General features: G+C 65.9%; 26 protein-coding genes and 1 pseudogene. 13 read left to right on the top strand and 14 right to left on the bottom strand.

Annotated features, from left to right (window positions below; genetic code table 11):
- Positions 1–97: 97 nt before the first annotated feature.
- The 4 genes from AB0H50_RS16575 to acpM all read right to left on the bottom strand — a co-directional run bounded on the left by AB0H50_RS16575 (position 98) and on the right by acpM (position 3,148).
- Positions 98–610, bottom strand: a complete 513-nt coding sequence (locus AB0H50_RS16575) for a DUF2199 domain-containing protein (RefSeq protein ID WP_357452642.1) — start codon at positions 608–610, stop codon at positions 98–100.
- 45 nt (positions 611–655) lie between these two features.
- Positions 656–1,093: a GtrA family protein gene (locus AB0H50_RS16570; RefSeq protein ID WP_357453437.1), complete on the bottom strand. Its 438-nt coding sequence runs from the start codon at positions 1,091–1,093 to the stop codon at positions 656–658.
- 1,259 nt (positions 1,094–2,352) lie between these two features.
- Positions 2,353–2,796: an SRPBCC domain-containing protein gene (locus AB0H50_RS16565; protein WP_357452639.1), complete on the bottom strand. Its 444-nt coding sequence runs from the start codon at positions 2,794–2,796 to the stop codon at positions 2,353–2,355.
- Positions 2,797–2,842: 46 nt separating this feature from the next.
- Positions 2,843–3,148: a meromycolate extension acyl carrier protein AcpM gene (acpM, locus tag AB0H50_RS16560; protein WP_357452636.1), complete on the bottom strand. Its 306-nt coding sequence runs from the start codon at positions 3,146–3,148 to the stop codon at positions 2,843–2,845.
- Positions 3,149–3,223: 75 nt separating this feature from the next.
- Between acpM and AB0H50_RS16555 the strand changes: the two are divergent.
- The 6 genes and pseudogenes from AB0H50_RS16555 to AB0H50_RS16530 form a co-directional block, all read left to right on the top strand.
- Positions 3,224–3,511, top strand: a pseudogene (locus AB0H50_RS16555) (MerR family transcriptional regulator); the annotation flags it as partial.
- Complete coding sequence (locus tag AB0H50_RS16550) at positions 3,512–4,255, top strand: hypothetical protein (protein WP_357453521.1); 744 nt, start codon at positions 3,512–3,514, stop codon at positions 4,253–4,255.
- 372 nt (positions 4,256–4,627) lie between these two features.
- Positions 4,628–4,858, top strand: a complete 231-nt coding sequence (locus AB0H50_RS16545; protein WP_357452633.1) for a DUF6400 family protein — start codon at positions 4,628–4,630, stop codon at positions 4,856–4,858.
- 406 nt (positions 4,859–5,264) lie between these two features.
- The gene (locus tag AB0H50_RS16540) at positions 5,265–6,026 is read left to right on the top strand and encodes an SDR family NAD(P)-dependent oxidoreductase (protein WP_357452630.1); all 762 of its coding nucleotides are present in this window, start codon (positions 5,265–5,267) and stop codon (positions 6,024–6,026) included.
- 21 nt (positions 6,027–6,047) lie between these two features.
- Positions 6,048–6,971 carry an AraC family transcriptional regulator gene (locus tag AB0H50_RS16535; protein ID WP_357452627.1) on the top strand — a complete coding sequence of 308 codons (924 nt, stop codon included), beginning with the start codon at positions 6,048–6,050 and terminating at the stop codon, positions 6,969–6,971.
- A 25-nt stretch (positions 6,972–6,996) separates the two neighbouring features.
- A complete protein-coding gene (locus AB0H50_RS16530; protein WP_357452624.1) occupies positions 6,997–7,410 on the top strand; it encodes a PPOX class F420-dependent oxidoreductase in 414 nt (137 codons plus the stop codon).
- A 129-nt stretch (positions 7,411–7,539) separates the two neighbouring features.
- Here the strand turns inward: AB0H50_RS16530 and AB0H50_RS16525 are convergent, their stop codons facing one another.
- From AB0H50_RS16525 to AB0H50_RS16515, 3 genes are all read right to left on the bottom strand, one after another.
- Positions 7,540–7,905, bottom strand: a complete 366-nt coding sequence (locus AB0H50_RS16525; protein ID WP_357452620.1) for a hypothetical protein — start codon at positions 7,903–7,905, stop codon at positions 7,540–7,542.
- A gap of 423 nt (positions 7,906–8,328) precedes the next feature.
- Complete coding sequence (locus AB0H50_RS16520) at positions 8,329–8,793, bottom strand: SDR family NAD(P)-dependent oxidoreductase (protein WP_357452617.1); 465 nt, start codon at positions 8,791–8,793, stop codon at positions 8,329–8,331.
- 86 nt (positions 8,794–8,879) lie between these two features.
- Entirely contained in the window at positions 8,880–9,260 is a 381-nt protein-coding gene (locus AB0H50_RS16515) for a DoxX family protein (protein WP_357452615.1), read from the bottom strand.
- A gap of 76 nt (positions 9,261–9,336) precedes the next feature.
- Between AB0H50_RS16515 and AB0H50_RS16510 the strand changes: the two genes are divergently transcribed.
- The gene (locus tag AB0H50_RS16510; RefSeq protein WP_357452612.1) at positions 9,337–10,200 is read left to right on the top strand and encodes a sigma-70 family RNA polymerase sigma factor; all 864 of its coding nucleotides are present in this window, start codon (positions 9,337–9,339) and stop codon (positions 10,198–10,200) included.
- 979 nt (positions 10,201–11,179) lie between these two features.
- On the opposite strand, the gene AB0H50_RS16505 is transcribed toward AB0H50_RS16510, so the two are convergent.
- Positions 11,180–11,488: an immunity 53 family protein gene (locus tag AB0H50_RS16505; protein WP_357452610.1), complete on the bottom strand. Its 309-nt coding sequence runs from the start codon at positions 11,486–11,488 to the stop codon at positions 11,180–11,182.
- A gap of 277 nt (positions 11,489–11,765) precedes the next feature.
- On the opposite strand from AB0H50_RS16505, the gene AB0H50_RS16500 reads away from it, so the two are divergent.
- On the top strand, positions 11,766–12,059 hold the full coding sequence (locus AB0H50_RS16500; protein ID WP_357452607.1) for a hypothetical protein: 294 nt from the start codon (positions 11,766–11,768) through the stop codon (positions 12,057–12,059).
- A gap of 212 nt (positions 12,060–12,271) precedes the next feature.
- Here AB0H50_RS16500 and ychF read toward each other — a convergent pair whose 3' ends face one another.
- On the bottom strand, positions 12,272–13,351 hold the full coding sequence (gene ychF / locus AB0H50_RS16495; RefSeq protein ID WP_357452604.1) for a redox-regulated ATPase YchF: 1,080 nt from the start codon (positions 13,349–13,351) through the stop codon (positions 12,272–12,274).
- A 91-nt stretch (positions 13,352–13,442) separates the two neighbouring features.
- The gene (locus AB0H50_RS16490; protein WP_357452602.1) at positions 13,443–13,703 is read right to left on the bottom strand and encodes a hypothetical protein; all 261 of its coding nucleotides are present in this window, start codon (positions 13,701–13,703) and stop codon (positions 13,443–13,445) included.
- Positions 13,704–13,811: 108 nt separating this feature from the next.
- On the opposite strand from AB0H50_RS16490, the gene AB0H50_RS16485 reads away from it, so the two are divergent.
- Positions 13,812–14,444, top strand: a complete 633-nt coding sequence (locus AB0H50_RS16485; protein ID WP_357452600.1) for an NAD(P)-binding oxidoreductase — start codon at positions 13,812–13,814, stop codon at positions 14,442–14,444.
- 108 nt (positions 14,445–14,552) lie between these two features.
- Here AB0H50_RS16485 and AB0H50_RS16480 read toward each other — a convergent pair whose 3' ends face one another.
- Positions 14,553–15,473: a zinc-binding dehydrogenase gene (locus tag AB0H50_RS16480; protein ID WP_357452597.1), complete on the bottom strand. Its 921-nt coding sequence runs from the start codon at positions 15,471–15,473 to the stop codon at positions 14,553–14,555.
- Positions 15,474–15,648: 175 nt separating this feature from the next.
- On the opposite strand from AB0H50_RS16480, the gene AB0H50_RS16475 reads away from it, so the two are divergent.
- Positions 15,649–16,485: a helix-turn-helix domain-containing protein gene (locus AB0H50_RS16475; RefSeq protein ID WP_357452594.1), complete on the top strand. Its 837-nt coding sequence runs from the start codon at positions 15,649–15,651 to the stop codon at positions 16,483–16,485.
- Positions 16,486–16,495: 10 nt separating this feature from the next.
- Positions 16,496–16,918, top strand: a complete 423-nt coding sequence (locus AB0H50_RS16470; protein ID WP_357452591.1) for a VOC family protein — start codon at positions 16,496–16,498, stop codon at positions 16,916–16,918.
- A gap of 2 nt (positions 16,919–16,920) precedes the next feature.
- Here the strand turns inward: AB0H50_RS16470 and AB0H50_RS16465 are convergent, their stop codons facing one another.
- The 3 genes from AB0H50_RS16465 to AB0H50_RS16455 all read right to left on the bottom strand — a co-directional run bounded on the left by AB0H50_RS16465 (position 16,921) and on the right by AB0H50_RS16455 (position 20,257).
- Positions 16,921–17,742 carry a carbohydrate ABC transporter permease gene (locus AB0H50_RS16465; protein WP_357453434.1) on the bottom strand — a complete coding sequence of 274 codons (822 nt, stop codon included), beginning with the start codon at positions 17,740–17,742 and terminating at the stop codon, positions 16,921–16,923.
- A gap of 263 nt (positions 17,743–18,005) precedes the next feature.
- The gene (locus AB0H50_RS16460) at positions 18,006–18,971 is read right to left on the bottom strand and encodes a sugar ABC transporter permease (RefSeq protein WP_357452588.1); all 966 of its coding nucleotides are present in this window, start codon (positions 18,969–18,971) and stop codon (positions 18,006–18,008) included.
- Positions 18,968–20,257, bottom strand: coding sequence for a sugar ABC transporter substrate-binding protein (locus AB0H50_RS16455; RefSeq protein WP_357453431.1), 1,290 nt, complete (start codon positions 20,255–20,257; stop codon positions 18,968–18,970). Before AB0H50_RS16455 ends, AB0H50_RS16460 begins: the two co-directional genes overlap by 4 nt.
- Before the next feature lie 301 nt (positions 20,258–20,558).
- On the opposite strand from AB0H50_RS16455, the gene AB0H50_RS16450 reads away from it, so the two are divergent.
- Entirely contained in the window at positions 20,559–22,838 is a 2,280-nt protein-coding gene (locus AB0H50_RS16450) for a carbon starvation CstA family protein (RefSeq protein ID WP_357452585.1), read from the top strand.
- A gap of 71 nt (positions 22,839–22,909) precedes the next feature.
- Entirely contained in the window at positions 22,910–23,080 is a 171-nt protein-coding gene (locus AB0H50_RS16445) for a YbdD/YjiX family protein (RefSeq protein WP_357401695.1), read from the top strand.
- Positions 23,081–23,254 lie beyond the last annotated feature (174 nt).

The raw sequence follows: 23,254 nt of genomic DNA, 5'->3' as shown, positions 1-23,254 counted from the left end.
CGGAACGGCCGCAACACAGTTGGCGCGCGAAACGACCGAGCCCAATCGAATGCGGCTTATCGCGCCGTCCGCACACCACCGTCAGCGCCGATCGTCGTCACCGCCGAGGGTGCAGCAGCAGTTCCGCGATGGCTTGCACCCGGGCACGAGTGATTCCGGTTCGCTGCTGCACCGCCAACGGATGGTCGGTAGGTTCCAGTTCCACCGTCGGACGAACCCCCACTGGCTGGCTGTGCACCTTGGCTTTCAAGTTCAGAGTCGTCGGTTCGTAAGTGGGCAACTCGGTGGACAGCCAGCCGAAATAGGGTGGTTCCTGTACCCGGTCCGGACTGGTCCACAACTCCGTCGCGCGAGAGAAGCTCGACTCGCTCAGCGAAACCCACACCCCCCATTCGAAGTCGTTCTCCGAGTCAACGATCGGCAGGACGAGGCGAGCTCGGATGAAGAAGTGTTCCCCGCCGATCACGCACTGCTCGTCGCCGAGGATGTTTCCCGAGCCTCCGTCCAGTTCCTCATTCCAGTAGGCGGGCGCGACCGTGCCGTAGCTGAATGGCAGCCCATCGTGTTCCTGGCCGCAGCTCGAGCAGAGGAACCCCAGATCCGTTGACATGCCGACAGCATAGGAACCAGCCATAGACCTCGGGCGAACAGCTTTTCAGAAGACGAAGCCGCGCAGTGCCAGGAAGCGCATACCGCCGACCGCCGCCATGATGGCGATCACAGCGCCCGCCTGTGCGATCTCGCCGAGGCCGGGTGCCCAGGAGTCGAGGCCGGCCAGCGCCGCAGTGCTGATCAGCAGGCCGATCAGCGCCAGCCCTCCGCCTTCCCACTGTGCGGTGAACCAGCCGACCCGGCCGGCCGCATGGAAGGTGAGCTGCCGGTGCAGTTCGTTCGCGATCACCGTGCTGACGATCGAGCCCGCGATATTGGCGACCAGCGGGCCGATCCCATTCATGGCCATGAACAGCAGGACGTACGCAATGTTGCTGGCGCCGCCGACCAGGGCAAAGCGGATCAACTGGGCGAAGGTGTGATCACTGCGCAGATACCGCATCCCGCGGGCGAGCCGGTCGAGCCATTCCGTGTGCAGCATCGGGTAGGGGCCGGCACCGATGGTCAGATCGAAGCCATCGAGGGTCGTCTTGTTCCACAGCCCGGAAGCTGCAATTGCTGCGCTGTTCACATGAATACTGTCGCCAGCCCGGCTGACACCGGCCTGACGCCAGCCTGACAGACCCGCTGACACGGTGTTCGGCCTGGTCAGGGGCGACGAACAGGCACTGGTCCGCGTGGTGCACGGGATCCTGGTGCCCCATCGAGCCTCGGGGCAGGGCATCGGCGCGAACCTGCCGGTTATCGTTGATTCATCACGTGGGCGATGGCGCCCCGGCCTGGCTCCGGCGCTCAGTGGGTCAGAGCAGGAAACTAGTGTGGCGGTCCTGAGGGAGAATACGGACGTGATCGACGCAATCAGGAACAAGTTCAGAAATCAGCTCGGGGTACCTGCTGGCGTGGCGCCGACGGGAGCCACGACAGCCGTCGGCTGCTAGCGCGATGTCGGACCGAGAATTGCCGGGACGAGGATCCCTGCCGGAGCCCGGCGGGTCGAGGTTCGATGCGGTGGAACGGTTGCGCAGAAAGCTGGAAGGTACGAAGGCTGCCGAGACCGATTCCCCCGAGGCGAAGGACGGCACGTCGAAAGTCACCCGGCTGCCGCGTCGCCCGCGGCGAATTACGGAAGAAGCCAACGAGCGTCCCCACCAACCTTGGCGTTCGGAAGGCGGTCCCGTCTACGACCCCGCACCGACCAGGCCCGTTATGCGCTCAGAACTGCAGCGTGAGACAGGGTGGTGGCCGGTCGACCCCGGCCAGGCGTGGCACTCCGCTCCGGAGGATGATTCGGGCGCAGCCGAGCATCATGGGAGTGTCATCGATCTCGACGCATTGCGGCGGAAACGAGCTGGTGACGATGCCCCAGCCGCCGGCAATCGCCGCATGCCCAGACCGCGCAGAATTCGACCCAGCGCAGGCGAGGGATCCGGCACCGACGGTGATCAGGACAATGGCCGCAGCGGTGACACCGATCCTCCACAGGCGGACTGACCTGCTCGGCGACGCGGACTCTCCGCGATGCCGCCGCAGTCATCAGCATCGCGATGACACCATGAGTACCTCGACACCGTCGCCGCCGAACTAGCGCCCGCCCACGCAAAACGCTCGGCTGGGATACCCCAACCGAGCGCCTGGCTATGTTCTTGTCCACCACCGACTAGCAGCGGCGTCGCGACGACCCCCAAATCCGCCGATCTACGGATGGGACTCACTCGTTTGTGTACATCGCATTCGATCGGGTTAGTGGTGGATCACCTCACCGAGCCGCGGGAGCACGAGACGCTTCCAGCTTCGCTCCGTGGCGTTGCGCACCATCCTCTGCCGACGATCCTCAACGTCAAAACCTGTCTGAGTCAACAGAAGTCGCGTGCCGCGACCCTGCGGACGTATCGTCCAGTCGACAATCCACCGGGCGGGATGCTCGGCCTGCGGATATATCCAGCTGTAGGTCAACTGTTCACACGGCCGGGCCGCCAGCACTTCGCAGACGATCCCACCGATCGATGAGTCCGGATTGGTGAATCGGAAGCGCGTTCCGACCGAGGCGGCGAACCCGGTCGGTCGAAGCAGCCACCGCTCCAGGAGATCCGGCTCCGTCAACGCGCGCCACACGGCGTCCGGTGGCTGTGGGAAGAAGCTGCTGAGCTCGACCGCAGCGGGATTCAACAGTGGATCAGCGATCACTGGCACCACCTCGACGGGCGCCGAGGACTGCTCAGCGGCACTGGTTTCAATTCGCTTGGCCTTCCTTGAATTTCGCCTCCATTTCCGCCGCGAGCTGGGGCCTTTCCGCCTCCATCTTCTGGACGTAGACGACTGCGTCGCCGACGGTTCTCAGGCTCGCCAGGTCTTCGTCGGGGACCTTCACGCTGTACTTGTCCTCCAGTTGCACGGCGATCTCCACCAGCGACAACGAGTCGATGTCCAGGTCATCGACGAAGGACTTCTCGATCACCACCTCCGAGGCGTCGATGCCGGTCACCTCCTCGACAATCTCCGCGATGCCGACGACGATTTCTTCCTGCGTGGTAGCCACGAATCACCCTTCCTCGGTGCAATCACATATCCGCTGTACGCCACTCGTCTCCCACTACGGCACTGGTTCCCGTCTGTGAGGGTCGCGCGGCGGTGCCAGTACGCTAAAAGCTCCACCGGGGTGGAGGTTCAACAGGTTGTGACAGACAACACACAGGCGGGCGCGCTGGTGAGCATCGGGGAGTTGGCGCGCAGCACCGGGCTTGCGGTGCGAACGATCCGGTTCTACTGCGACGAAGGCATTCTGGAATCCCAGCGCAGCGCAGGCGGGCATCGGATATTCGACGCCGACAGCGCCACCGAACGACTGCTATTGGTGCGGCGATTGCGCGCGCTCGGTCTCGGGCTGAGCTCGATCATCGATGTGCTGCACGGCGAACGGTCGATCGCCGAAGCCATCGCCACCGAAAGTGCGCGACTCGATATCGAATTCAAGTCGCTTTCGTGGCGGCGGGCGTCACTGCGGGCCATCGAGACGGCTGCCCCGACGCAGCGAGCCGAACGGCTCGCGCTTCTGGCCGCCGCGCAGGACGGTGGCGTCGTGCACGATTGCCTCGTCCAGTTCTGGCGGCGCATCCTCGCACCGATACCCCGGCGCGACATCGACATGTGGGTGTACTGGAATGTCCCGGAGCCGCCTGCCGATCCGTCCATCGACGAGGTCGTCGCGTATGCCGAGTTGGCCGCTCTCGTCGCCGATCCAGACATGAATGGTGCCGTACGACAGCAGTACTGGCGAAATCAGTCGGAGCCGATCCGCGACCGTCGAAGGTTATACATCGACGTAGACGACGTGTTGAGGGACGTGGTGCCACTCGTATCGCAAGGCGTGCGACCGTATGCCGGAAGCGAACTCGATCGGTTCGTCAACGCCCACGCTCGCGCGCGAGGGGAACGTGATTCCGCGCGTTTCCGCGAGCAGTTGCTGATCGACGCAACCGATTCCGACCACCGGATTCACCGCTACTGGGCTCTGACAGAACAATTCTTCGGAACTCGTGTCACTGTAGGGCCAACCCACGACTGGTTGTACAACGCACTGGCTCACTCCACCGGACTTGCCGATCCACCAGCAGCCCAGCAGCGGGACAACGAGCAATCACGCTGAAATCGGCTTCTCCTTCATGATCGATCCCGAACAGCACAGCGTCGGCCCATTTCGGGTTCGATCGGTGCGGGAGTGTTCACGTCGGGGTGAATAGCACCGGAGTGACCGGCAACCGCACGCAGGCGCCAGCGACGGCCATTGGCGAGTTCCGCTCTGTTGGCGGCGTGGCGATATGGCGTCGCCGTGCCCGATTTCAGCGGTGGACGTGTCGTGGCGATTATGTGGACGTATTTACTCCGTGGTCCAGTCCGCGCGCGGGCATCGAATGTGACGAAGTCCAGCCGTGGAACGTGATTCAGGTCATTGCCCGAGAAGGCGTAGTTGGGCATCGTCAATTCGTTTTTGGAAAGAACCTGGCTGGAGATTGCCTAAATGGCCGACCACAATTTTGCTTACGACCTCACGCTGGACGAGGTACGACGGCGCAGCGCCGTCGTCGCGGCGCTCGGTGACGACTGGGATCCGGTCGCGGTGCTCGCCGAGGAAGATCTCGCATACGACATGCTGTACTCGAATCTCGACGATGAGCAGCAGCGGATCTACGAGGAACTCGTCCGGGCCGGGATCCTGCCGGATCGGGCTACGCGCCGAATTGCCGACTGATCTCACCGCCGACAGAGTCTCTACCGACAGCGATCGATCAGACGACCTACTTCTTCGAGAGACTCGGACGTTGAAGCGGAATTCGACCCTCCTGACATTCGACGGGAGCCGTGCGCCCCTTCACATGCTTTGAGTGGGCCATGCCTTCGATAAAACATACTGTGACACAACAGCTTCAGGTGACCTAGGCAAATAGCTGAAGCGGCGGCGCCCCGCTGGGGTGCATTTCGAAGCCAATTACCTCTGACGATGAGCACCGCCGCCGAACACCGGTCCGGGCACTTCGAACTTGCGAGTATTGTGCAAGAGTGAGCGAGTATCGTTCTAACGTTTTCGCAGGTCATGTTGGTTGAATGGTCCGTCACGGCCCCTCAGCACCGAGGACGTTCAACGAAAGGCTCGAACCATGACTGCTCGTCTCGAAGGAACCGTCGCTCTGATAACCGGGGCCTCCAGCGGCATCGGCCGCGCCGCCGCATCGGAGCTGGCCCGTGAAGGCGCATCCGTGGCCTTGGTCGGTCGGCGCAAGGATCGGCTCGCCGAGCTCGCCACGGAAATCACCGACGCCGGTGGGCGCGCCTTGATCGTGCCCGCCGACATCACCGACGCCCAAGCCGCCGCGGAGGCGGTGGAACGGACCGTCGAGGGCCTGGGCCGCCTGGACACCCTGGTCAACAATGCCGGTCTGATGCTGCTCGGGCCCGCTCCCCGCGCGGACCTGAACGACTGGCGCCGCATGATCGACATCAATCTCATGGGCCTGATGTTCTGTGCTCACGCCGCCATCCCTCATCTGGTCGAGGCGGCCGCCCAAGGACCACGCCGGGTTGCCGACATCGTCAACATCGGCTCGCTCGCCGGTCGCAGCGCGTTCGCCATGTCCGCGGTGTACAGCGCGACGAAGTTCGGCGTCGGTGCCTTCAGCGAGGCGTTGCGCCAGGAATTGGCGCGGCAACATGTCCGCGTTTCCGTCATCGAGCCCGGCAGCGTCGATACCGAACTGCGGGAACATAATTCGGCAGCGGTCCAGCAGCAGCTCGCCGCCGCCTTCGGCGACATCGAGCGGTTGCAAGCCCGCGACATTGCCGATTCCGTGAGCTATGTCGTTACCCGCCCGCGGCATGTGGCCATCGCCGAACTACTCGTTCGCCCTACTGAGCAGATCTGAACATCACGGAGGATCATGATCATGTCGGCGAACCAGGCAGCGGCCATGCTGCTCGACGAGCTCTGCGTGCTGCTGGCCCGCCATGCCCGACACGACGCGACAACCGCGATCACGGATCTGATGATCGGCCGGGAGGAGTCGGAGGCACCGCCGCCACCGCCGCCCACGGTCGGGACACGCATGACGCTGATCGCCCAAGGAGCGAAGCGTCTCGCGTACGGCGAGCAGGTATACGACTACCGTGCCGGGCAATGTCTCGTGGCATCCGTCGTCATGCCCCTCAAGTGCCACTTCATCGAGGCCACCCCGGAACGGCCGGTACTGGGTCTGTGCCTGCGCCTGCATCCCTCGGAAGTCGCCGAGACGATGCTGCAGGCCACTCGCGGCACCTTCCCCGAAGAAGACGAGATCGCCCCGCCCGCAGTCATTTTCGCCGACGCCTCCACCGAACTCCTCGACGCCACGGTGCGGTTGGTGCGCCTGCTCGACGAGCCACGCGATCGGGATGTGCTGGCTCCCCTCGTCAAACGAGAGATGCTGTGGCGCTTGCTCACCGGCGAGCACGGCCCAACCGTCCGCCAGATCGGGCTCACCGACCCCCGCTTCTCCCCGATCGCCGAAGCGGTGCAATGGATTCGGCAGAACTATCGCCAACCGTTTCGGGTCGAGGAACTGGCGGAGCGCATCGGAATGAGCCCCTCGGCTTTCTATCGGAACTTCCAGGCCATCACCCGAACCACGCCCATCCAGTATCAGAAGAAGATCAGACTTCAAGAGGCCCGTCTCCTGCTGGCAGCGAATCCCAAAGATGTGGCCCACATCGGATACCTCGTGGGGTACGACAGCCCCTCCCAGTTCAGCCGGGAGTACCGCCGTGTCTTCGGCGCTCCACCCAGCCAAGACGCGCTCCGGTTCGTGACAGGACCGGCGACGAAAACGGATTGACCGTCCTACCGAACAGGTCTGAACCATGAATGCGACGAACCCGGAGACAGGTATGACATGGAGTGAGATCGGCGCAGGAAAATACACGATGCTGACCACTTACAAGAAGGACGGAAGTCCGGTCGGATCACCGGTATGGCTGGCTCAGCACGACGACCGAATCGTGGTGGCCGCCAACGCCGACAGCTGGAAGATCAAGCGCATCCGGCGCAACCCGAACGTGACTCTGCAGCTCTGCAACGCCAGGGGCACGGCGACCAGTGGAGATGTGGTCGACGGCCACGCCGAGATCTTGGATACCGTCGGGACCGAGCGTGCGCGTACGTTGATCCGTAAGAAGTACGGCATCGTAGGTGCACTCGTCGCCTGGACGGGCAAACTCCGGGGTCCGAATAACACTGTCGGCATATCCATCACGGCCGCCGCGCCGCAGGTCTAGTACGGTCGCCCAGCTTTGGAACGTGGGAACCGCATGGCCTTCGCCCGCGCTCGCTGAGCACGCTGTCCGATTACCGTGCGTTGGTTCGTAGTCACAGATAATGACCCCGAGCGCGTCTGCGGATCAGCTCTACGGCCGCGGCATGCCCCCGTGCGGACTATTGAGCACCAGAGGCGCCGAACCCTTCCTCAGGTAGCCGAAGTCCTCGTAGTACTCGATGTGCTGATGCCCGCCGTCCGTCATGGACCCCACCCCACGGAGGTCTTCCGCGAAGAGCGCTCGGCTCACTCGGTCCCCCACCAGCAACAAGACCCGGCGCTGCTCGACGACCTGGATGAGCAGTCGACGACCGGCGTCCGAGCGGACTTCTACAGCCGCGAGACCCTCAGTCTCGAACGTCCCGTCGCCCCGGGCCACCACAGCGGCCAGACCTTCGAATTCCTCCGCAGAACCGCTGACATCGACCATGCCGTCACTGAACTTCTCGACCTTCATACCTCTCCCTACGCCAGTAGCAGACCCGTCCCTCCGGGGAGGCGTGCAGCTTGGACAAAGTACGGGATCGGCACACCTGGGCCGACTCCCGTCTCGCATCAGCCAGGCAGGTCTGCACCCGCTCATTCCGCCGATTGCTTGTTGCGCTCCGGGCCTGCGGAAGTGGGTGGTAATTCACGCCTTCCGGCGGATGTCACGAGGGTCGAGTTCCGAAGCGGATCAGCCTCTGCGAAGAAGTAGGTCAGCGCGCGTATCGCTGCTGGTAGAGACTCTGCTGAGCGCCCGTACGGTGTCCGGGCGGCGGCTTTGTCGTTCCGTCAGCACCGCTCGCTGGCCGGTTCGATCAGCGCGGTATGCGGTATGTGAGTGCGTTGCACGGCAGCGGCCCCGCCCGATGGCCATAGGCGGGACCGTGCTCGTCAGTCACTCGATGAACGACAAGCGACTTCGAGGGGTGGCAAGTGCGGCCCGCTGCCGTGGGTTGTCGGCGACCCGTAGCAGGGGGAGGAAGGCGTTGGTGACCCTGATCGGCCCGTAAACATTGGTGTTGTACACGGAGTGAACCTCCTCGACCGTTGCCTCCGCGGGTGCCATGATGGCGCCCGCGGCGCCCGCATTGTTGACGAGTACGTCCAGCCGGTCGGTGTGCTGGCGGACGAGGTTTACAGCGTCGGCCACGGACCGGTCCGAGGTCACGTCGAGCGGGATCATGGTTACGTCGACGCCGCGGGCGGTCAGCTGGTCGGCGGCAGTTTGTCCTCGTCCACGGTCACGTGAGCCGAGAAAGATTGTCCAGCCTTGTTCTCCGAGGCGGCAGGCGGTCTCCAGGCCGAGTCCTTTGTTACCGCCGGTGATCAGCGCCGAGGTTGGTTGCGGGGCCGTGGTCATGTGGTTTCTCCTATGTGGTGGTCCCGGCATCGTCACAGCGAGGTGCGCGACCGGTTCGGATTGCTCATGGCGATCAGGAAGCTGGGTCACGCGAAGGGCTCGATGCCGAAACGGCCCCAGGCGACGAAGACGGCCATGGCCAGGTAGAGCACCTCGGCGACGGCCGTAGTCCACAAACCGCGCCGGATCCGCACGATGATCGCCCCGGCGAAAAGCAAGGCCGTGCCGGACGCCGCCACCGGCACCAGGATCGGCGCGATGCCGAGCACGGCGGGCAGGATCAGCCCCACCGCGCCCAAGAGGTCCACGACCCCAAGCGCTTTCAGGGCGGCCGGGCTGAAATCCTCGGCCCACGAGGCGTATTCACCGGCGGTCAGAATCTTCTCTTTCGGGATCACCAGCTTGGCGCTGCTGGCCAGGAGCACGGCCGCCAGCACTCCGGCGACGATCCACAGAGCGACGTTCATGATTCACTACCTCCAAATACTCATGTCGGAACGGCTTCCTGCTTCTCTGACGGGTGACGGCGAGGAAACCAGACACATGAACGGAAACGAACTGCTCGCGAAGCACTTCGAAGAACATCGGAGCCACCTGCGGGCGGTGGCCTACCGGATGCTGGGGTCGCTCAGCGAGGCCGACGACGCCGTCCAGGTGACCTGGCTCAAGGCCGCCGGGGCCGACACCGGCGGCGTCGCGAACCTGGCCGGCTGGCTGACGACCGTGGTGAGCCGGGTCTGCCTGGACATGCTCAGGTCCCGCGAGTCGCGTCGCGAGGACTTCCTCGACGAACACGGCGCAGGCCCCGGCGCGCGGCTTCGAACCGATCCCGAGGAGGAGGCCCTGCTGGCGGACTCCGTCGGCCTGGCGCTGCTCGTGGTGCTGGACAAGCTATCGCCGACCGAACGTATCGCTTTCGTCCTGCACGACCTGTTCGCCGTAGCGTTCGCCGACATCGCCCCGATCCTTGACCGCACCCCCGAGACGACCCAGCGGATCGCCAGCCGGGCGCGGCAGCGGGTGCGAGGGAACTCCGGATCGGCCAGCGACGACCGGATGCGGCGATACCGAGCGGTCGAGGCATTCCTGCGGGCCGCGCAGAACGGCGAGTTCGAGGCGCTGCTGGCGCTGCTCGACCCGGACGTGACCTATCGTCCGGACGAGGCCGCACGCCTGCTGGGAGCAGGGACCGACCTCGACGGTGGCCGAGTCCTCGCCGAAGCGTTCTGCGGAAAGGCGCAGCCTGCCCGCGCGATCCTGCTCGACGGTGAACCGGCCATGGTGCTTGCCCCGCACGGCACACTGATGCTGGTCATGACCTTCCGATTCGCGGGCGAGCGCATCACCGAGATCAACGCGGTTGCGGACGACGACCGATTGTCGAGAATCGAATTCACGTTGCCATAGCGCGAGCCCGAACCTGCCGCGAGTGGTCACTGTCCGACGCCGAGGTCAACACGGCGGACAGGCCACCCTTATACAGCGGTTCGACGAGGTCACTCAATTCGGCATGAGCGCGCACTCGAGCTCACTAGAGCCAGCTGTGCGAAGTGGCAGTGGATGCGGGACCGGCCGCGGTTGGACCGGTGGATGCAGCGCAGAGGTTATTCGGTTCCGGAACGCGAGTCGGGGGGTGAGCAGGGTGTTTGACGTGCAAATATTCGACGCCACCGTGGTCAAGTTCCGAAGCCGAATAGCCTCTGGCGGTGAGCACTGCGGCCGGCACCACCGCCGAACATCCTGAAATGCCGATTACCGCGTCCTCTACGGCTGCTGGCCGTACCGCCGCCAGACCGTAGCTTCGGAAAGTTATGCCCGGCTCGCACCGCGACAGCGGTAACCACCGTTACGCCGATCGGCCCTGACGGCCCATGCCAGTGCAGCGCAGAGGCCGCCGAGCATTATGACTCCAGCCAGCAAGATTCCCACGCCGACAATGGCGGTAGCGAGCGCAGGAGTGCCGAAGCCGAAGTAAACGGCCAACGGACTCGACAGCATTGCGCCGATGAAGCCCCCGATCAGGGCCACGACGAGGACAGGCCGGTCTTTCATGAATCCGACTCTAGCCTTCGAGCAGTCGATCGCTCCGTCCAAGACACCAGCATCACAGACATCCGCACATGCCGCATACGTCGGTCGGCATTTAGCTCATCGGTATGCCAGGGCAGACCCTTTCCAGCCACGCCCGCACGGCAACCCGGTGGGGCCGCAAGCCATTAGTGAGCCACACCGAAACCAGACCGGAGGGCAGCCGCTGAGGGAGCCTCCCACCAGGTACCTGGACTCGATCCTGAACGGGATCCGGTTCGATTCGGTCATGAGCGACGCCTTGAAGAATATCGGGCCGAGACCCGCGACGCCGCTGCTCGCGACGTCGCAGATGCGCCTACCCCCGGCTATCACTTGCCCAGGCGCGGAACAGCATGAGCGCCTCGGTCAGGTTTCCCGGACCGCACGCGAGATGGAATGCCCGCTCGTCGGTCCATGCGTGTACCCAGTCGTGCTCACCCCGATCGACCTGCTTCCGGCGAAACTCCCGGTGCGCCAGCGCCGTTTCCGCGAGATCGATCGTGACGGTCCAGCCCGGGTTGTCGAGTGTCCCGATCCGAACACCCCATCCATGTTCCCAGTCGCCATCGCACTGCGCGCTGTACCAGCTCTGCAACCAGTCAAGGACGTGTTCATGCTCGGACATGGATACCGATGCTAGGCACAGGGTACGGGCTGTGGGTTGTGGCCAGGGCTTCTCCGGAGCAAGTCGGCCCCAGGTCCAGCTACCGCTGCGATGCCAATCTGCTGCGACGAAAGACGTGTAGGAACGAAGTCCGTCCGCCCCTGGCAATTGGTGCTGGCCGTGTTGTGCGGCACGGTGTGGATAGGCAGTTGGCTTCTGGTGTCGGTTCCAGGTGAATCAAGGGTTGGTTCGTCCACCCGGACGAGGAGTAGGGCGTCGCTTCGGCAAGAATCAGGTGGTGGACAAGGGCACGCTTCCGAATGAGTGGACCCTCGAGGAGGTGCGGCGACGAGCGCAGGACAGCACTGTGGAGTTGTTGGATCCCAGCACCCCGGTATTCCTGGCGCCACTCGAACCCAGCCAAGGAGTCTCCTTGAAAGTCGATCTGATTATCGGCTTCACCGGTCTGTGCCTCGCGCGCTGCGTCGATGACGGCGAGTGGTACATGGGCGATCGGGGCGAACCAGGGGAGCCGATCTTCTGCTGGTCCAGCTACGGCGCGGATCTCGGCACGGCGATTGACGGCCTGTAGGACAACGCCCAAGCACTAGCCGGAACGACAGAACCGCGTCAGCTAAGCCGTTCCCCGCCCACCGGCGTACTAAGGAATGCGCTGGACTGTCGCATACCGCGCTGACCGAACCGGCCAAGTTCGGCGCCAGCGAAACGACTGAGCCCCCATCCAGACAGAGGATGTGGGCTCAGCGGAGTCTCTACCAGCAGCGGTCTACTTCTTCCGAAAACCTATACGTTGAAGCGGAATTCGACCACGTCGCCGTCGGTCATGATGTAGTCCTTGCCTTCCATGCGCACCTTGCCCGCGGCCTTGGCGGCGGCCATGGACCCCGCCTCGACCAAGTCGTCGAAGGCGACGATCTCGGCTTTGATGAAGCCGCGTTCGAAGTCCGTGTGGATGACGCCGGCCGCCTTGGGGGCGGTGTCGCCCTGGTGGATGGTCCAGGCGCGGGATTCCTTGGGGCCTGCGGTGAGGTAGGTCTGCAGGCCGAGGGTGTGGAAGCCGGCGCGGGCGAGGGCGCGCAGGCCGGGTTCGGTCTGGCCGATGGATTCGAGGAGTTCCATCGCGGATTCGGTGTCGAGCTCGAGGAGTTCGGCTTCGACCTTGGCGTCGAGGAAGACGGCGTCGGCGGGGGCGACGGAGGCCTTCAGTTCGGCGACCTTGGCCTCGTCGGTGAGGACGGACTCGTCGGCGTTGAAGACGTAGAGGAAGGGCTTGATGGTGAGCAGCGAAAGTTCTTTCAGCAGTTCGGTGTCCACCTGATCCTGCGCGGCGAAGAGGGTCTTGCCGCCGTTGAGGATCTCCTGGGCCATCTTGGCGGCGTCGGCGACCGGCTTGCGGTCCTTCTTGACCTTGGCTTCCTTGTCCAGCCGCACGACCGCCTTCTCCAGGGTCTGCAGGTCGGCGAGGATGAGCTCGGTCTCGATGACCTCGATGTCGGCGGAGGGGTCGACGCGGCCGTCGACGTGCACCACGTCGTCGTCGGCGAACACGCGCACCACCTGGCAGATGGCGTCGGCCTCGCGGATGTTGGCGAGGAACTTGTTGCCGAGGCCCGCGCCCTCGGAGGCGCCCTTCACGATGCCCGCGATGTCGACGAAGGACACGGTGGCGGGCACGATGCGCTCGGAACCGAAGATCTCGGACAGCTGGCCCAGCCGCGGATCGGGCAGCGGAACCACGCCGACGTTCGGCTCGATGGTCGCGAACGGGTAGTTCGCGGCCAGCACGTCGTTCTTGGTCAGCGCGTTGAAAAGCGTCGACTTTCCGACGTTGGGCAGGCCGACGATTCCGAGGGTGAGACTCACGAGGTAGAGAGTCTACGCGTCGCGGACCAGCGCCCTGCTCGCGCCTGCCGCATCGTTGCGGCGGCCGTCGGACGGTTGCGCCCGCCGCGTGCTACAGAGCGCGAGCCAGCGTTCGCGCAAGGCTACGGGCCAGTTCGTCCGACGCGGCGGCCGCCTCGGGTCCAGCCTCGTAGTACCGCAGGAACGCCTGATGGAAGCAGGTGCCGTCGAGTAACGCCGCGACCGTCGCCACTTCGACGGTGTCGCCCACTCGACCCAGCCCTTGCTCTGCATGCAGGTATGCCGCGATGCCCTCGATTGCCTTCCCTGGACCCGCGCCGTGCCTGCTCATCGCGTCCCGATGCGCCGCCATCCGCTGCGGCTACGCGAGCGAGTCCCCACGAATCTCCCTCTTGACAGGTTAGTAAGTACTCACTCAATATGAGTGAGTAAATACTCACCAACCACAAAGGGGCCAGATATGCGACTCACCATCTTCGGGGCCAGCGGAGGCACCGGCGGACGCCTCGTCCACCAAGCACTGGCACGCGGACATCAGGTCACGGCGGTGGTTCGCGCGGCGCACGACCTTCCGGACCACCCCGAGCTGCGCGTGGTTACGGCAGATGTGATGAACCCCGGCGATATCGAGGCGGCTATCCGAGGCGCGGACGTCGTACTCGACTCGATCGGATCGCGTGACACCGGACCGACCACGATTTCCACCGATGCCGCGCTCTCCATCGCGAAGGCCATGGAGACGACGGAGGTCCAACGCCTGATCCTGGTCAGCAACAGCGCGCGGATCGCCGGACCGGGCGACGACTGGTTCACCCGATTCGTGGTGAAACCGCTCATCCTGCGCCGACTGCTGCGGCACAGCCTCGCGGACATGGCCGCGGCCGAGCAGGTGGTGCGCGATACCGACCTGGATTGGACCATCGTCCGCGCGCCTCAGCTGACCGACAAGACCGGCAAGGGTTCGTATCGGACCGCGCTGGACCGCAACGTCACCTTCGGCATCAGGATCAGTCGCGACGATCTGGCCTCGTGCATGCTCGATCTGGCCGCCGATCCGCGGACGATCCACCGGCACGTCAACGTCGCGAGCTGACGGGCACGCGTCGGCCCGGCACGGGCGGTGCGGCCGTCCGATCAGGGGCAGCGAGCAGGATGTCGGCCGCACATTTCCGGCGCGGCCGACAGGTGATCAGCGATTAGATCAGGGAAGCAGCACGACTTTGCCGAGATTCCCGCGGCTTTCGATCAACGCATGCGCCTCCGCCGCGTCCTCCAACGCGAACTCCCCGTGCACGACGGGCCGCACCTGCCCGGACGCGAAGTACTGCCACAGCTCCTGCCGCCAGTGCTCGTACACCTCGGGTGTCTCCCGCGCGACCCGGGCCATCTGGAACCCGATCACCGACTTGGCGCCCGCCAGCAGGTCGTAGGCCTGGATGGTGCCGCCGCCGGAGCTGTAGGCGACGAGACGTCCGCCGGGCGCGAGGGCGGCGAGAGCGGGACCGAGCAGCTCGCCGCCGACGGCGTCGAGGACGTAGTCGACGGGCTCGCCCCACGACTGGCCGTAGACGACCACGTCGTCGACGCCGAGTTCGCGAAGGAACTCGCCCTTGGCCGCGTCGGAGACGGCGGCGACCACGCGCTTGGCTCCGCGCACCCGCGCCAGCTGGACGGCCAGGTGCCCTATACCGCTCGCCGCGGCGGTGACCAGCGCGGACTCACCGGACGCGGGCTTCGCGGCGTCCAGCGCACCCAGCGCGACGAGACCGCTGCGTACCAGCGCGACCGCGTCGACGGCGGAGGCGCCGTCGGGAACGGGCGACGCCATCTCCTGGCGCAGCAGGGCGTACTCGGCGTAGCCGTGGCCGAAGCACAGACCGGTGACGCGGTAGCCGGGTGCGAAGGCGGTGACGCCCTCACCCACAGCGATCACTTCGCCCGCGATCTCCCCGCCCAGCGGGATGGGCTCGCGCTGTTCGCGCACCTTCCGCACCACCGGCAGGGTCACGCCGATCGCGTGCACCTTCACCAGCAGTTCGCCGGGCCCGGGTGCCGGTGTCTCGGCCGATTCCAGCTCGAGCACCTCGGGACCACCACTGCGCTCGTATCGGATTCGACGCATGACACCTCCACTCCTGATCTGAAGGCGTAACGGTAACCGGGCAGCAACCCGAACTCACATACTCCAGACCGCCCGTGTGCGCGATCTCACCGCACCTGGAACCGCGGCGTGTGCCACGTTCGCGCGCACCGAGATCGGTTGGGCGGATGACCCGCGCGGGCGTACCGTGACCCGTATGGAGCCGACCACGGAGGTGGTGACGGCCCGACCGGCGCCCGCGCTGGCGGCATTCATCGATCACTACCTCGGCTATCGGATGACGGGATATGAGCCCGGCCTGCACCGCGGCATGCCGTCGCGCCATCTGACGTTCATCGTCGCCATCGGCCCGACCATCGATGTGGTGGCGCAGACCGACCCGGCCCAGCGTCCGCGCGACTACCGCTGCGTCCTCAGCGGATTGCAGGCGAGTTCGGCCGCCATCGCGCACACCGGAAATCAAGAGGGCGTTGCCATCGCACTCACACCCCTCGGCTGCCGGACGCTGTTCGGGTTGCCCGCCGCCGAGATCTGGAACACCTCGCTCGAATGCTCCGAACTCGCGGGCCCGACCGGCGACGAGCTGTGGGAGCGTCTGCAAGGCGAGGCGCCCTGGGCGCGGCGATTCGCCGTCTGCGACGAGATCCTCACCCGCATGGCCTGCCCCGACCGGCTCGTCACCCCCGAACTCACCTGGGCTTGGCGCGCCGTCGTCGCCAGCGGCGGCACCGCGAGCGTCGGTCCGCTGGCCGATCGCATCGGCTGGTCCCGCCAGCATCTGACCCGCAAGTTCGGCGCGGAGTTCGGTCTGAGCCCGAAGCTCGCCGCCCGCATCACCCGATTCGAGCGAGCCAGGCAAATGCTCGAGCACACGCCCTCGTTCGTCTCCATCGCCCAGGTCGCCGCCACCTGCGGGTATTACGACCAGGCGCATTTGAATCGCGACTTCCTCGACCTCGGTGGGTGCAGCCCGACCCGCTGGCTGGCCGAGGAGATTCCATCCGTCCAAGACGAGCCGGGGGTCGGCGGATGAGGCTGGAACCATGACGAATCCCACGACAGCGGACACCACCACCCGCACCGCGATCTGGCCCTGCCTCGCCTTCCGCGACGCCAGGGCGATGACCGATTTCCTGGTGAACGCCTTCGGCTTCCAGGTCTCGGCCAGCTACGCCCGCGAGGACGAACCGTCGATCGTCGAGCACGGCGAACTGCGCTGGCCGCTCGGCGGCGGCATCATGTTCGGCAGCGCGGGCAAGGACGACACCCCGTTCGGTCAGCGCAAGCCAGGCACCGACTCGATCTACGTCGTCTGCGACAAGCCCGACGATCTCTTCGAGCGGGCCACCGCGGCGGGCGCCGAAGTGGTCCGCGGCCTGCGCGACGAGGACTACGGCTCGCGCGGCTTCACCGTCCGCGATCCCGAGGGCAACCTCTGGAGCTTCGGCACCTACTGGGGCGAATAGCGCTACCGTCCGCCGAAGCCCGACATCGCGATACCGCGCAGGAAGGCGCGCTGACCGATCGCGTAGACGGCGAGCAGGGGCAGCAGGATGACGACGGCGGCCGCCATCAGCAGCGGCCACTGCGAGTAGTACTGCCCCTGCAAGCGGACCAGCCCGAGCGTGACCGTCGCCAGCTCGTTGCGCTGGATCATGACCAGCGGCCAGAGGAAGTCGTTCCACACGGTGATCCAGGTGAGCACCGCGAGCACCACGAGCGCCGGGCGGGTGTGCGGGAGCAGCACGCGCCAGTACACCTGCCAGGTGGAACAACCGTCGAGAATGGCCGCCTCCTCCAATTCCATTGGCAGCGTGCGGAAGAACTGACGCATCAGATAGGTGCCGAAGGCGCTGCCGAACAGACCGGGCACGATCATCGACCACGCGGTGTCCACCCAGCCGAAGGCCCGCATGAGCAGGAACTGCGGGATGACCGTGACGGTGAGCGGCACCATCAGCGTCGCCAAGTAGGCGAGGAACAACGCCTCGCGACCGCGAAAACGCAAGCGCGCGAACGCATATCCGGCCAGCGAACAGAAGAACACCTGCCCCGCGGTCACACACACGGCGTAGACGGTGGTGTTGAGCAGCATGCGACTCATCGGCAACAGCTCGAACACCCGGCCGAAGTTCGACCACTGTGGATCCTCCGGTAGCAAGGTCGGTTCGGTGATCTCGCCGTCGCGCTTCAGCGAACCCGACAGCGCCCACAGAATCGGCGCCAGCGCGCACCACGCGACGCCGACCAGCGCGGCATAGATGCCGCTGCCCCGCACCAGCCTGCGCACGACGGCCCGTTGGGCGCGGCTGTGCGACGCACCACCGGCACGCGCACCCGCCGCATTCACGCCTGCAACGGCATCACTCTCGCCCCCTTGCGCCTCACCACCGAGACGCGCGCCCGTCGCATTCACGCCCGCATCGGCACCACCCACCCCTACCTTCTCAGCGCTCCCCGCCGCACGGTTCTCCCGAGCACTCGCGGGCGTGCCACCGCTCGCGCCGCGACCACGACCGCCTGGCAGCACCCGCCGAATTCCCCTGAACACCTTCACAACTCCGTCTCCGCACGCCGAGACAGACGTAACTGAAGAACCGTCAGCGCCAACAGGATCGCGAAGATCACCCAGGCCAGCGCGGAGGCGTAACCCACCTCGTAGAACCCGAACGCGTGCTGGAACAGCATGATCCCGAGTAGATACGTGCCGGTCTCAGGTCCGCCGTTACCGCCGGTCAGCGCGTATGCCTGATCGAAGGCCTGCACCGAGTTGATGACGGTGATCACGAACACGAACGACAGCGGCCCGCGGATCAGCGGCAATGTCACCGAACGGAATCGGCGCACGGCGCCCGCACCGTCGATCTTCGCCGCCTCGTACAGCGTCTCCGGCACGCCCTGCATGGCGGCGAGCAGGATGACGGTGGCGAAAGGCACGCTCTTCCACACGGTCACGATGCTGAGCGAGACCAGCGCCCAGTCCGGGTCGGTGAGCCACGGCACCGGGCCGGCGCCGAACCATCCGAGCACGAGGTTCAGCAACCCATCGTCGGTGGTGAAGATGAACCGCCACACCACCGCCATCGCCACCGTCGAAGCCACCAGCGGCAAGAACGCCAAGGTGCGAAACATCCCGATACCAGCCAACTTTCGATTCAACACGGCCGCGACGACCAAGCCGATCGCGACGGTCGGCAGCAAGGTCAGCACGGTGAACACCGCGGTATTGCGCATCGCTATCGGAAACAGCGGATCGGAACCGAACAGCCGCCGATAGTTCGCCGTTCCGACGAACCGCGGCGGGCTGAACAGATCCCACGAGTGGAAGCTGAGATACAACGAGAAGGCCAGCGGGAAGAGCAGGAAGACCAGTACCGCGGCGAGATTCGGCGCGACGAACAACCATCCGGCCCGCTCGCGCCTGCGCGCGAGCCGACCGCGACGCGCTCGGTGCACCGTCTTGTGCGGCGGGGTCGCCACCGCCTCGCCGAGCACCGCGTCGTCGACGGAGGTACTCATCGCGCCGCCAGCAACGCGTCGACGTCGCCTGCGAGCCGTCCGCTCACCGACTGCGCGGTCGCCGCACCGCGCAGCACCCGGTTCCCGCCCCGTTCGAGCAGCGCCGACACCTTGCCCCACACCGGCGTCACCGGCAGCGGACGCGAACTGTCCGGACCTTCGGTCATCACCTCCAGATTCCGGATCTCGCGGTGCGCCGCCGCGAATCCCGGTGTGGCCATGGCGGATTTCAGCACCGGCACGAACAGTCCGGAGGCGGCGACGATCGCCTGCCCGACCGGTCCGGTCGCGAATTTCACGAATTCCCAGGCCTGTTCGATGCGCGGACTGTCGGCGGCGATGGACAGGCCGGTGCAGCCGACGTCGGTGATCGCTCCCGGTCCGCCGTGCGGACCGACCGGAAGCACGGTCAGGTCGATGGGAACGCCTTCGTTGCCCGCGAATTCGGAGTACAGCCAGTGCCCGCCGAGCGCCATCGCCGCGCGCCCGCGCCGGAACAGATCCGGGGACGAAACCGATTGCTGGTCGGCGACTCTCGGCGCGACCCGATGCCGCACCGCGAGATCGGCGTAGAACTGGAACCCCTCCGCGAAACGGGGGTCACCGAGGTTGGTGCGGGTCGGATTCACCGAGGGCGTGAACCATTCCGCGCCGTTGTTCATTCCGAAGCAGGCGGCCGAGAAGTAGGGCACCCAGGCGTCGGCGAAACCCCACTGCCTGGTGCCGCCGTCGGCGTCACGGCGGGTGAGCGTGCGGGCAGCGTCCAGGAATTCGTCGAAACTCCACGCGTCGCGCCATCGAACCGGCGGCGTCAGCCCCGTTTCGGCGAACAGTGCGCGGTTGTAATAGAGGAAGACGCCGGACCACTGCTCCGGCAGTGCGTATTGGCCGCCGCCGTAGCTGAAAGTGTCGTACAGCGTGGGGAAGCTGTCGCGCCGCAGCGCGGCGGCGTACTCCGGTTCCCGATCGAGCAGCGTGCGCAGATCGAGCAGAACGCCACGCTCGGCGAGTCCCGCGTAGAGCAGTTCCCATGCCATCAGCACGTCGGGGCATTTGCCGCCCGCGCAGTAGGTGAGCATCTGCTGCAACGGGTCAGGGCCCGACATGATGGTGCGCACCGGAATGTCGGGATGCCGTTTCCGGAACTCGTCGATGATCCGCAACCGGACCCGCGCCTCTTCGGGGCGGGCCTGGAAGAAGAACGTCAGCGCGTCGTCGCCGGAGCCGCACGCGTTCGCCAGCAACGGGGCGGCGAGCGCCGAGCCGAGCAGGGTGCGCCTGCGAATTCCGCGCGGCGCGTCCTCGACCTTCGGCCGTTCCAGAGGGCGCGCGGCCGAACACGGCTTGGGCGAACGCGGGGTCGGATCCAGCACAGCCCTCCTCGGGCGGACATGGAGTGTGACGAACAGCACCGCAGCATACGTCCGGCTATGACCGAGGTGGCATCCGACACACGAACAATATTTAACGGTCGTCCATCGATGGCCGGAATCCGCGCAGCAGCGATCGGGCATCCGCTACGTTGTCTCGTGTTTCAGCAAGATCTCGCACGTCGAGATCCTGCGCGTTTCACAGGAGAGTAGGCAGATGGCGACAATCGAATATCTGCGGACCGACCCCGACCTGCCGCCCGTCGGCGTGGTGGACAGGTCCCCGATCACCCCGGCCAAGAAGGCTGTCTTCGCCGGAATCGCGATACTCGGCGCGGTCGCCTGGGCCATCCTCGCCATCGCGCGCGGCGAGAACGTCAACGCGGTGTGGATCGTCATCGCGGCGGTGTGTACCTACCTCATCGCCTACCGCTTCTACGCACGATTCATCGAGTGGAAGGTCACCAAGCCGCGCGACGACGTCGCGACGCCCGCCGAAATCCTGGAGAACGGCAAGGATTTCATGCCGATGGACCGGCGGGTGCTCTACGGGCACCACTTCGCCGCCATCGCGGGCGCTGGTCCGCTGGTCGGTCCGGTGCTCGCCGCGCAGATGGGCTATCTGCCCGGCACCATCTGGATCGTGGTCGGCGTCTGCGTGGCCGGAGCGGTGCAGGACTATCTGGTGCTGTGGGCATCCACCAAGCGGCGCGGCCGCAGCCTCGGCCAGATGGCGCGTGACGAGCTCGGCGTGGTCGGCGGGATCGCCGCCATCGTGGCGATTCTCGTGATCATGATGATCCTGCTCGCGGTGCTCGCGCTGGTCGTGGTGAACGCGCTCGGCGAGAGCCCGTGGGGCGTGTTCTCCATCGCGATGACCATCCCCATCGCCCTGTTCATGGGCGTCTACCTGCGGTTCCTGCGTCCCGGCAAGGTCGGCGAGGTGTCCGCGATCGGCATCGCGCTGCTGCTGCTCGCCATCGTCTCCGGCGGCTGGGTGTCCGAAACCGAATGGGGCGCCGACTGGTTCACGCTCTCGCGGACCACCATCGCCTGGCTGCTGATCGCCTACGGCTTCCTGGCCTCGGTGCTGCCGGTCTGGCTGCTGCTCGCCCCGCGCGACTACCTGTCCACGTTCATGAAGATCGGCACCATCGGCCTGCTCGCGGTCGGCATCCTGATCACCATGCCGGTGCTGAAGGCGCCCGCGATCTCCGATTTCGCCTCCACCGGCACCGGTCCGGCCTTCGCGGGCAGCCTGTTCCCGTTCCTGTTCATCACCATCGCCTGCGGCGCGCTCTCCGGTTTCCACGCGCTCGTCTCCTCCGGCACCACACCCAAGCTGCTGGAGAAGGAATCGCACGCGCGGATGATCGGCTACGGCGGCATGCTGATGGAGTCGTTCGTCGCCGTGATGGCCATCATCACCGCCTCGATCATCGACCAGCACCTGTACTTCGGTATGAACGCGCCGCTCGGCCTGACCGGTGGCACCCCGGAAAAGGCTGCCGCGTACACGAATTCGCTCGGCCTGGCCGGTCCGCCCGCCACACCGGAGACCTTCGCGGGCGCCGCAGCGGACGTCGGCGAGAAGACCATCATCTCGCGCACCGGCGGCGCGCCCACGCTGGCGGTCGGCATCTCCGAGGTGTTCCACCAGTTCCTCGGCGGCGAGAGCATGAAGTCGTTCTGGTACCACTTCGCGATCATGTTCGAGGCGCTGTTCATCCTGACCACGATCGATGCGGGCACCCGCGTCGCACGGTTCATGACCTCGGACGCGCTGGGCAACTTCGGCGGCCCGCTGGGCAAGTTCAAGGATCCGTCCTGGCGGGTCGGTGCGTGGCTGTGTTCGTTCGTCGTGGTCGCGGCGTGGGGTTCCATCCTGCTGATGGGCGTCACCGATCCGCTCGGCGGCATCAACGCGCTCTACCCGCTGTTCGGCATCGCCAACCAGCTGCTCGCCGCCGTCGCGCTGACCGTCGTGATGACCATCATCGTGAAGAAGGGCCTGGCGAAGTGGGCCTGGATTCCGGGTATTCCGCTGGCCTGGGACCTGCTGGTGACGATGACCGCGTCCTGGCAGAAGATCTTCTCCGCCGACCCGAAGGTGGGTTACTGGAAGCAGCACAGCCTCTGCCAGCAGGCGCAGGAGGCGGGCAAACTGTGCCTGACGGCGAAGACACCGGAGGACGTGGACACCGTCATCCGCAACACCTTCATCCAGGGCACGCTCTCGATTGTGTTCGCGGTGCTGGTATTGGTCGTCGCGGTGGTCGGCGCAGTGGTGTGCCTGCGCGCCTGGCGCTCCGGCGGCGGTGCGACGACCGAGTCGCCGGAAGAGCCGTCGAAGATCTTCGCGCCGAGCGGGTTCCTCGCCACCCCGACGGAGAAGGCCGTGCAGAAGGAGTGGGACGAGCTGATCGCGACGGGCAAGGTCCGCGCACCCGGCGCGGCCCACGCGCAGGGCGCAGCCAAGGCGGAAGCGCCCGCGTAATGGGCGAATCGCTCGCGCCGCGGGAGGGCAGGTCAGCGCGACCGGCCCTCCCGCGGCGTGCGCTCGACGCGGTGCGCGCGGTCGTCTGGTGGTTCGACTCGATCCTCGGCGGCCAGGACTACCAGCGGTACGTCGCGCACCTCCGGCGCAACCACCCGGACCGGCCGATCCCCACCGAGCGCCAGTACTGGCGCGACCGCCACGCCGAAGCCGACCGCAGCCCCACCAACCGCTGCTGCTGACCTCACCCACTCGCCACAGACCGTTCACACGCCACACATAGGCACCGGCTTTGTGAGGCGTATGGAAGGTGTGTGGGAACCCGCGTCGCCCCTGGGCGCTCCGGCCGTTGCCCTCCATTACCGGCGTCTCGCGGGTGGGTACCGGATGTGGTGGCCGTGCTTCCGAGGGTGCGG

It is taken from the genome of Nocardia sp. NPDC050793 (genome assembly GCF_040654065.1).
Classification (GTDB): Bacteria; Actinomycetota; Actinomycetes; order Mycobacteriales; family Mycobacteriaceae; genus Nocardia.
This window is presented reverse-complemented; position numbering and strand designations above follow the sequence as displayed.

Bases quoted from the DNA above. Each gene is read 5' to 3' on its own strand.
- AB0H50_RS16575 (WP_357452642.1), bottom strand. From the start codon at position 610: ATGTCAACGGATCTGGGGTTCCTCTGCTCGAGCTGCGGCCAGGAACAC.
- AB0H50_RS16570 (WP_357453437.1), bottom strand. From the start codon at position 1,093: ATGCTGCACACGGAATGGCTCGACCGGCTCGCCCGCGGGATGCGGTAT.
- AB0H50_RS16545 (WP_357452633.1), top strand. From the start codon at position 4,628: ATGGCCGACCACAATTTTGCTTACGACCTCACGCTGGACGAGGTACGA.
- AB0H50_RS16540 (WP_357452630.1), top strand. From the start codon at position 5,265: ATGACTGCTCGTCTCGAAGGAACCGTCGCTCTGATAACCGGGGCCTCC.
- AB0H50_RS16535 (WP_357452627.1), top strand. From the start codon at position 6,048: ATGTCGGCGAACCAGGCAGCGGCCATGCTGCTCGACGAGCTCTGCGTG.
- AB0H50_RS16530 (WP_357452624.1), top strand. From the start codon at position 6,997: ATGAATGCGACGAACCCGGAGACAGGTATGACATGGAGTGAGATCGGC.
- AB0H50_RS16525 (WP_357452620.1), bottom strand. From the start codon at position 7,905: ATGAAGGTCGAGAAGTTCAGTGACGGCATGGTCGATGTCAGCGGTTCT.
- AB0H50_RS16520 (WP_357452617.1), bottom strand. From the start codon at position 8,793: ATGACCACGGCCCCGCAACCAACCTCGGCGCTGATCACCGGCGGTAAC.
- AB0H50_RS16515 (WP_357452615.1), bottom strand. From the start codon at position 9,260: ATGAACGTCGCTCTGTGGATCGTCGCCGGAGTGCTGGCGGCCGTGCTC.
- AB0H50_RS16510 (WP_357452612.1), top strand. From the start codon at position 9,337: ATGAACGGAAACGAACTGCTCGCGAAGCACTTCGAAGAACATCGGAGC.
- AB0H50_RS16505 (WP_357452610.1), bottom strand. From the start codon at position 11,488: ATGTCCGAGCATGAACACGTCCTTGACTGGTTGCAGAGCTGGTACAGC.
- AB0H50_RS16490 (WP_357452602.1), bottom strand. From the start codon at position 13,703: ATGGCGGCGCATCGGGACGCGATGAGCAGGCACGGCGCGGGTCCAGGG.
- AB0H50_RS16485 (WP_357452600.1), top strand. From the start codon at position 13,812: ATGCGACTCACCATCTTCGGGGCCAGCGGAGGCACCGGCGGACGCCTC.
- AB0H50_RS16480 (WP_357452597.1), bottom strand. From the start codon at position 15,473: ATGCGTCGAATCCGATACGAGCGCAGTGGTGGTCCCGAGGTGCTCGAG.
- AB0H50_RS16475 (WP_357452594.1), top strand. From the start codon at position 15,649: ATGGAGCCGACCACGGAGGTGGTGACGGCCCGACCGGCGCCCGCGCTG.
- AB0H50_RS16470 (WP_357452591.1), top strand. From the start codon at position 16,496: ATGACGAATCCCACGACAGCGGACACCACCACCCGCACCGCGATCTGG.
- AB0H50_RS16460 (WP_357452588.1), bottom strand. From the start codon at position 18,971: ATGAGTACCTCCGTCGACGACGCGGTGCTCGGCGAGGCGGTGGCGACC.
- AB0H50_RS16450 (WP_357452585.1), top strand. From the start codon at position 20,559: ATGGCGACAATCGAATATCTGCGGACCGACCCCGACCTGCCGCCCGTC.